This is a genomic window from Ruegeria sp. SAZD013 (genome assembly GCF_059612525.1).
The window spans coordinates 278,059-284,859 of record NZ_JBXWQT010000029.1 but is presented as its reverse complement, the minus strand read 5'-3'; the positions used below and the strand labels follow the sequence as shown (position 1 = coordinate 284,859).

Genomic DNA, 6,801 nt, shown 5'->3' with positions numbered 1-6,801 from the left:
CCAACAGCATGCGGATCAGCAGTTCGGGATCGACGGAGGGCCGGCCCGTGTGGCTGTAGAAATCCGTAAGGTGCGCGCGAATGCTGCCCAGATCGACGAACCGGTCAATCGAGCGCAAAAGGTGGTCTTGCGGGACATGATCCTCCAGCGAGAACTCGTAAAACAGCGACGCTTGCGCTTCCTGTCTCGGTCCCATCATGGCTGATCCCTCCCTTTAGGAAGAATTGAATCAGCAACTTACCAACCGATCAAGCCCGAGTTTTTCAACAAAATAGTCCGAACAGGAACGCCAGTTCGGCTTTTGATAGCTTCAGATCCTGCGTCCCTGATACAGGGTTCGCCCTCCCTGATCCGCCGGAACAATTCCCTGTTCCCGCGAGAAAATTCCCTGTTCCGCTTTTTAGGGAATTTGCAACATAAACCTCTGAAAAACATGCAGTTCTGACAGGAGAAATGACCGAACTCAGACCCGTTTCACGAAAATTCCCTGTAAATTGCCGGGTATCAGGGAAATCCAGCCCAAAGCGACCCCGCCAAAATGCGGCACTGAGACTGCGGCCGGAATTGCGCTCTGAATGTACAGTCTGCTCCGTCTCTGATTGAAAGCGCACGCGCCAACTCGCGGAAATTGCGGCACAATTCCGGGTCAGAAAACACAACTGAAGTGAGACGGGTATGGGTGGCGGGGAGACAGGGATTCGAACCCTGGGGACGCTCTCACGCCCAACGGTTTTCAAGACCGCCGCATTCGACCACTCTGCCACCTCCCCGTCGAAGGCAGGGTCTAAGCGCAAGTTCTGCCAGAGGCAAGTCGAAATCGGGATTTCTTGCCGAAGCCCGCGCAGCGGTCTTTCCATGACTCTTCAGCCGCGTTATGATCCCCGAAATAGACCGAAACAGGCTGGCAAGCAGAACCAGCAGACCGGCAGCGGGGTTCCGAGAACGAGACCCCTTCAGGCAAGGGATAAGCAGATGAAGCGAGCGATCATGACACGCCCGGGACCAAAACGGTTGGCGTATCTGGCGTTGACTTTGACAGTTCTGAGCGGGTGTGAGGACATTCTTCAAGAGGCTGAAAAACCTGAAGAAAACTCAAACAAAACCGAACTCCTTCCCGAGGCGGCCTCGGGCTCGCAGCGTGACGTCGAAGCCCCTGATGTTTTTCAGGTCACCGAAGCGGGGCTTTGGGATGGCAGACCCTCGCTGGGTGGGATCTGGGTTGCCTACCCGGATGTTTCACAGCCCGAGCGTGTCGTGATTACGAACACCGCAAACAACAAGTCCGTAACAGGGGCCCTGTTCCGACGTGAACGCAACCTGCCCGGCCCGGCACTTCAGGTGTCATCTGCGGCTGCGGAACAGCTCGGAATGCTGGCGGGCGCGCCGACAAAGGTCAGTGTTGTCGCTCTGCGCCGTGAAGTTGCAAAGGAATCACCACCAGAGGACGCGCCCAAACCGGAAGACGAAGCGGCGGATACGGCTGCGGTGTCGGACGCCGCAGCCACCGACGATCCATCCGCGGCAGATAGCGAAAAAACTGCCAAGCCGAAATGGTGGCAAAAGGAGGCGCCAGCGGCAGCAGCCGGTGCAGCAGTGGTTGCGGCGGAAGCGGCAAGTTCTGCCAACGAAGCGACCGAAGGTACGGATACGACCACCGACGCGGCATCAGCCACTGAGGATCCGACAGAGCCCGCTGAAGAAAAACCCGCCAAGCGGAAGTGGTGGCAGAAACAAGAGCCAGCAGCGGCGGCTGCGGGAGCCACCGTGGCTGCGGCGGATGTCGCAACAGACAGTGTGGATGTGGCCGCAGAAGTTGCACCGGCGTTGTCCGATGCGCCTGTCGAAGCCCCTGCTGAAAAACCCGCGAAACGGAAGTGGTGGCAAAAGAAAGACCCCACTGAAATCACCGAAACGCCGCTGGACCCCATCGAAGGCGCGGCAGCCGCGATTGACGCGACCGAAGCGATTCCGGCCGCGGCAGCAGCAACAGGCGCTGCGTCTCCGCTGAGCAAACCATTCGTGCAGATCGGGACATTCAGCGTCGAAGCAAATGCCAATGCCGCTGCTGAGAAAGTGCGCCGGAATGGCATGTCGACTGTTGTGCGGGAACTGAAAACCGAAAACAAAACAGTATGGCGGGTCCTGGTTGGCCCTGCCACAACCCGGGCCGAACGCAAAGCCATTCAAAAAGATGTAAAGGATCTTGGTTTCAAAGATGCGTTCACCGTGTCCGACTGATACAGGGAGGCATAACATGCTATCCTCATTGCGAGTTTCTGTTCTGGCCTTTGGGCTTGCCGTGCTGGCAATCCCGGCTCAGGCTTTTGATACATCCGCCCGCGCGGCATATGTGATCGATCAGACCACCGGTACGGTGCTTTTGGCAAAAGACGCTGATCAACCCTTGCCGCCTGCATCCATGTCCAAGCTCATGACGCTGTATGTTGCTTTCGAAGCGCTGCGTGACGGAAGACTGACGCTGGACGAAACCCTGCCCGTGTCCGAACACGCGATGAGCTATGGCGGCTCGACCATGTTTCTGAACACGCAGGACCGGGTTCGGGTCGAGGACCTGCTGCGCGGCATCATCGTTCTGTCAGGCAATGACGCTTGCGTGGTGCTCGCCGAGGCGCTGAGCCCCGACGGGACAGAGGCAGGGTTTTCCCGATATATGACCCAACGCGCCAAGCAGATCGGTATGAACAACTCGAATTTCGCGAACTCGAACGGTTGGCCTGCCGCCGGACATATGATGTCGGTTCACGATCTGGCGGTTCTGGCCGACAGGCTGATTACCGACTTCCCCGAATATTACCCCCTGTTTTCAGAAGAGGAATTCGAATTCGATGGCCGTGCGCCATCGAATGCCCGTAACCGCAATCCGTTGCTGAAACTGAGCATCGGCGCGGATGGCCTGAAAACCGGCCACACGCAGGAGGCCGGATACGGCCTCGTCGGCTCCGCCAAACAGGGCGACCGCCGTGTCATCTTCGTCCTCAGCGGGCTGGACAGCACCGGCCAACGGGCAGAGGAGGCTGAGGCCGTGGTTAACTGGTCGTTTCGAAATTTTGTCGAGAGGACAGTTGCCAACGCGGAAACGCCGATAGCCGAAGCCAAGCTGTGGATGGGCGAGAAAAAGACCGTAGGTCTTGTACCTGACGGCGATCTGACGGTTCTGTTTCCAGTTCTGGGCACACAGAACGTCAAGGCCGAAGTTGTCTATCAGGGTCCCATCAATGCGCCGGTCAAAAAAGGCCAGCAACTGGCCGAGCTTGTCATCAAGCCTGAAGGATTGCCGGAAATAAGACGTCCGCTCGTGGCAGCGGAAGACGTTGCAATTGGTGGATTTGTCGTTCGTATGCTGACCGTTGGTGGCATTGTTCTGAAAGACGTGATCAATAACCCGCTGGAGTCGATGTGACCAGGGCTGGGTTATTTCTGACTTTCGAAGGCATTGACGGATCAGGCAAGTCAACTCAGGCGCGGATGCTGGCAGATCAACTGCGCGCGCAAGGTCATGAGGTCGTTTTGACGCGTGAACCGGGCGGCTCGCCTGGCGCGGAAGAAATTCGTAGTCTGGTGTTGGAAGGTGATCCCGACCGCTGGTCGGCAGAAACGGAAATTCTGCTGTTCACGGCCGCCCGCCGCGACCATCTGGAACGTACGATCGAACCCGCGCTGGCCGCAGGGCAAGTCGTGATCTGCGACCGTTTTGCCGACAGCACACGCATGTATCAGGGCCTATCGCGGGGAGATCTGCGCGGCCTTGTTGATCAGCTGCACAGCCTGATGATCAAGCGCGAGCCTGACTTGACGCTGCTGATCGACATGGACCCCGATACCGGCCTGTCCCGCGCCAAAGGGCGGCAAGGCGCGGAAGAACGGTTCGAAGATTTCGGCCCGGACCTGCAAAAGAAAATGCGGGCGGGCTTTCTGGCGCTGGCCCGTGAGTTTTCCGACCGTTTCCGCGTTGTGGACGGCAACCGGGACATGGACAGCGTTGCACAGGATGTGACAGAAATCGTCCAGGCTGCATTGCGATAGACGATGAATGACGAAATCCCCTCTCCGGATCAGGTGCCTGGTGCGCCGCATCCCCGCGAGACCGCCCAGCTTTTTGGTCAGGATGCGGCAGAACAGGCGTTTCTGACCGCCTTCAACTCGGACCGGCTGCACCACGGCTGGTTGCTGACCGGGCCGCGTGGCGTCGGCAAGGCGACGTTGTCTTGGCGGATTGCGCGGTTCTTGCTGGCAACACCTTTGGCAAACGACGGTGGGCTGTTTGGCGCGCCGCCACCGCCAGGGGCTCTCGACATTGATCCCAACCACCCGGTGTCACGTCGCATACTGGCCGGGGCCGAGCCGGGATTGGCCGCGATAGCTAGGTCACTGAATGATCAGGGGCGGCTGCGCAACGAAATCGTTGTGGACGACATCCGAAAACTGGGAAAGTTCTTTGGCCTGTCCTCTGCCGATGGCGGGCGCCGGGTCGTAATCGTGGATTCCGCGGATGAGATGAATGTCAGCGCCGCTAACGCGTTGCTGAAAATGCTGGAAGAACCTCCGGCGCGTACAGTCCTTTTGCTGGTGTCGCACCAACCCTCACGCTTGCTGCCAACCATCCGCTCTCGTTGCCGTACCCTACGTCTGGGGCCCCTGAGCGCTGGGGATATGCAGGACGCGCTGTCGCAAACCGGGACGACCTTACCGGCGCACCCCGAATATCTCGCCGCATTGGCCGCTGGCTCGGTCGGGGACGCGGTTCGCCTGATCAATCTGGGCGGACTTGAAATCTATGCCGAACTGATTGCCATTCTGGGCACCCTGCCCCGTCTGGACCGGCAGCGCGCACTGGCCCTGGCCGAGGCTGCAGCACAACGCGGCGCGGCCGAGCGCTTTGATCTGCTGCTGACACTGATCGATGTCGCCTTGTCTCGGCTGGCCCTGACCGGGGCAACCGGCGCACCACCGTCCCCCGAAGCCGCCCCGAACGAAGCTGAAACGCTGGCCAGATTGTCGAATTCTACGGATCAGGCTCGTCGATGGGCCGAAGTCGCCGCGACAATCACAGCCCGCGCGCGACATGGTCAGGCGGTGAACCTTGACCCTGCCGCTCTGGTCCTAGATACGGTGTTCAAGATACAGGAAACCGCCGGCCAGGTCAGATGAGCGACACCCCCCAGATCACCGACAGTCATTGCCATCTGGACTTCCCGGATTTTGACGGTCAGTTGAGCGACATCATTTCGCGCGCAGCCGAGGCTGGCGTGACCCGGATGGTGACGATTTGCACCAAGCTGCGCAATGAACCCGCGGTCCGTGCGATTGCCGAAGCCCATGCGCCGGTATTCTACGCCGCAGGGACCCACCCGATGAGTGCCGCAGACGAGCCTATGGTCTCGGTCGATGAACTGGTTGCACTGGCACAGCACCCGAAATTTGTGGGCATCGGCGAATCCGGTCTGGATTACCACTATACAGCCGACAGAGCAGAGCTTCAGAAGCAGTCGCTGCGCATTCATATCGAAGCCGCCCAGTGCACAGGGTTGCCTTTGATCATTCATGCCCGCGCCGCAGACGACGATATGGCCCAAATTTTGGCCGAAGAGTATCGCAACGCGCCCTATTCCTGCGTGATGCACTGTTTCTCGTCCTCGGCCGAGTTGGCCAAAGCCGCGCTGGATCTGGGGTTTTATCTGTCCATGTCCGGCATTGCGGCCTTTCCCAAAAGCCAGGAGTTGCGCGACATTTTCGCAAGCGCGCCAGTGGATCGCATTCTGGTGGAAACTGACGCGCCCTATCTGGCACCGCCCCCTTATCGTGGCAAGCGAAACGAACCGGCCTATACCGCACATACAGCCCGAAAAGGGGCCGAGCTGTTCGGGCTGGAGTATCCGGCTTTTGCCGCCCAAACTCAGGCGAACTTTGACCGGCTGTTCAGCAAGGCGGCAACGTACAGGGCCGCTGCATGACCGAATTGAGATTTACCATTCTGGGCTGCGGATCGTCAGGCGGCGTACCCCGGTTGGGTGGTCACTGGGGTGATTGCGACCCTGCAAACCCCAGGAACATTCGCCGACGCTGTTCCCTGCTTGTCGAGCGTGACGGTCCAGGCGGCACAACCTCCGTGTTGATTGATACGACCCCGGACATGCGCAGCCAGTTGCTGGACACGGGCACCGGGCGGCTTGATGGTGTGGTCTATACACATTCTCACGCGGATCATGTCCATGGAATCGACGACCTGCGCATGATCGTGTTCAACATGAAAACCCGTGTTCCGGTCTGGGCTGATGGTGATACTCAGAACGCCCTGCTGGGGCGGTTTGGATACGCCTTCATTCAACCCGAAGGGTCACCCTATCCTCCGATCCTCGACCTCAAGTCCATCGAAGGGCCGTTCGAAATCAACGGACCCGGCGGTTCCATTCCGTTTCGTCCATTCAAGGTGAACCACGGCTCGATTGATTCTCTGGGCTTTCGTATGGGGCAGCTCGCCTATTTGCCGGATGTTGCCGAAATTTACGACCACGCATGGCCTGAAATGGAAGGGTTGGATTATCTCATTATCGACGCCCTGCGCCGAAGCCCTCATCCCACACATGCACATCTGGAAAAAACGCTGGAATGGATTGGGAAGCTGCAACCAAAACAGGCGATACTGACCAATATGCATATCGATCTGGACTATGCGACCGTCGATGCAGAAACTCCGGACAATACCACCCCCGCCTATGACGGGATGGTGATACATCACGCGTTTCAGGCCCCTGTTCCTTTTGCATAAGATATCGCAACCTG

General features: G+C 58.8%; 7 protein-coding genes and 1 tRNA gene. 6 read left to right on the top strand and 2 right to left on the bottom strand.

What is annotated here, in order from left to right:
- Both AC2FLU_RS16290 and AC2FLU_RS16285 read right to left on the bottom strand, forming a co-directional pair.
- Window positions 1-199 (bottom strand): transposase (locus AC2FLU_RS16290; RefSeq protein ID WP_496812050.1); only part of this gene is annotated, 199 nt, incomplete at its 3' end.
- A 481-nt stretch (window positions 200-680) separates the two neighbouring features.
- Window positions 681-770: transfer RNA gene (locus AC2FLU_RS16285), tRNA-Ser, on the bottom strand.
- 202 nt (window positions 771-972) lie between these two features.
- Between AC2FLU_RS16285 and AC2FLU_RS16280 the strand changes: the two genes are divergently transcribed.
- Genes AC2FLU_RS16280 through AC2FLU_RS16255 form a run of 6 tightly spaced genes read left to right on the top strand, consistent with a single transcriptional unit; the run spans window position 973 to window position 6,787 of the window.
- Window positions 973-2,238 (top strand): SPOR domain-containing protein, encoded by a 1,266-nt coding sequence (locus AC2FLU_RS16280; RefSeq protein WP_480554136.1) that lies wholly within the window; start codon window positions 973-975, stop codon window positions 2,236-2,238.
- A gap of 16 nt (window positions 2,239-2,254) precedes the next feature.
- Window positions 2,255-3,421, top strand: a complete 1,167-nt coding sequence (locus tag AC2FLU_RS16275; RefSeq protein WP_480476144.1) for a D-alanyl-D-alanine carboxypeptidase family protein — start codon at window positions 2,255-2,257, stop codon at window positions 3,419-3,421.
- Complete coding sequence (gene tmk, locus AC2FLU_RS16270) at window positions 3,418-4,044, top strand: dTMP kinase (protein WP_480476142.1); 627 nt, start codon at window positions 3,418-3,420, stop codon at window positions 4,042-4,044. The genes AC2FLU_RS16275 and tmk overlap by 4 nt, the downstream gene beginning before the upstream one ends.
- Before the next feature lie 3 nt (window positions 4,045-4,047).
- On the top strand, window positions 4,048-5,169 hold the full coding sequence (locus AC2FLU_RS16265; protein ID WP_496809159.1) for a DNA polymerase III subunit delta': 1,122 nt from the start codon (window positions 4,048-4,050) through the stop codon (window positions 5,167-5,169).
- Window positions 5,166-5,972, top strand: coding sequence for a TatD family hydrolase (locus AC2FLU_RS16260; protein WP_496714726.1), 807 nt, complete (start codon window positions 5,166-5,168; stop codon window positions 5,970-5,972). Before AC2FLU_RS16265 ends, AC2FLU_RS16260 begins: the two co-directional genes overlap by 4 nt.
- Window positions 5,969-6,787 carry an MBL fold metallo-hydrolase gene (locus AC2FLU_RS16255; protein ID WP_496809158.1) on the top strand — a complete coding sequence of 273 codons (819 nt, stop codon included), beginning with the start codon at window positions 5,969-5,971 and terminating at the stop codon, window positions 6,785-6,787. The genes AC2FLU_RS16260 and AC2FLU_RS16255 overlap by 4 nt, the downstream gene beginning before the upstream one ends.
- The last annotated feature ends 14 nt before the right edge of the window (window positions 6,788-6,801 follow it).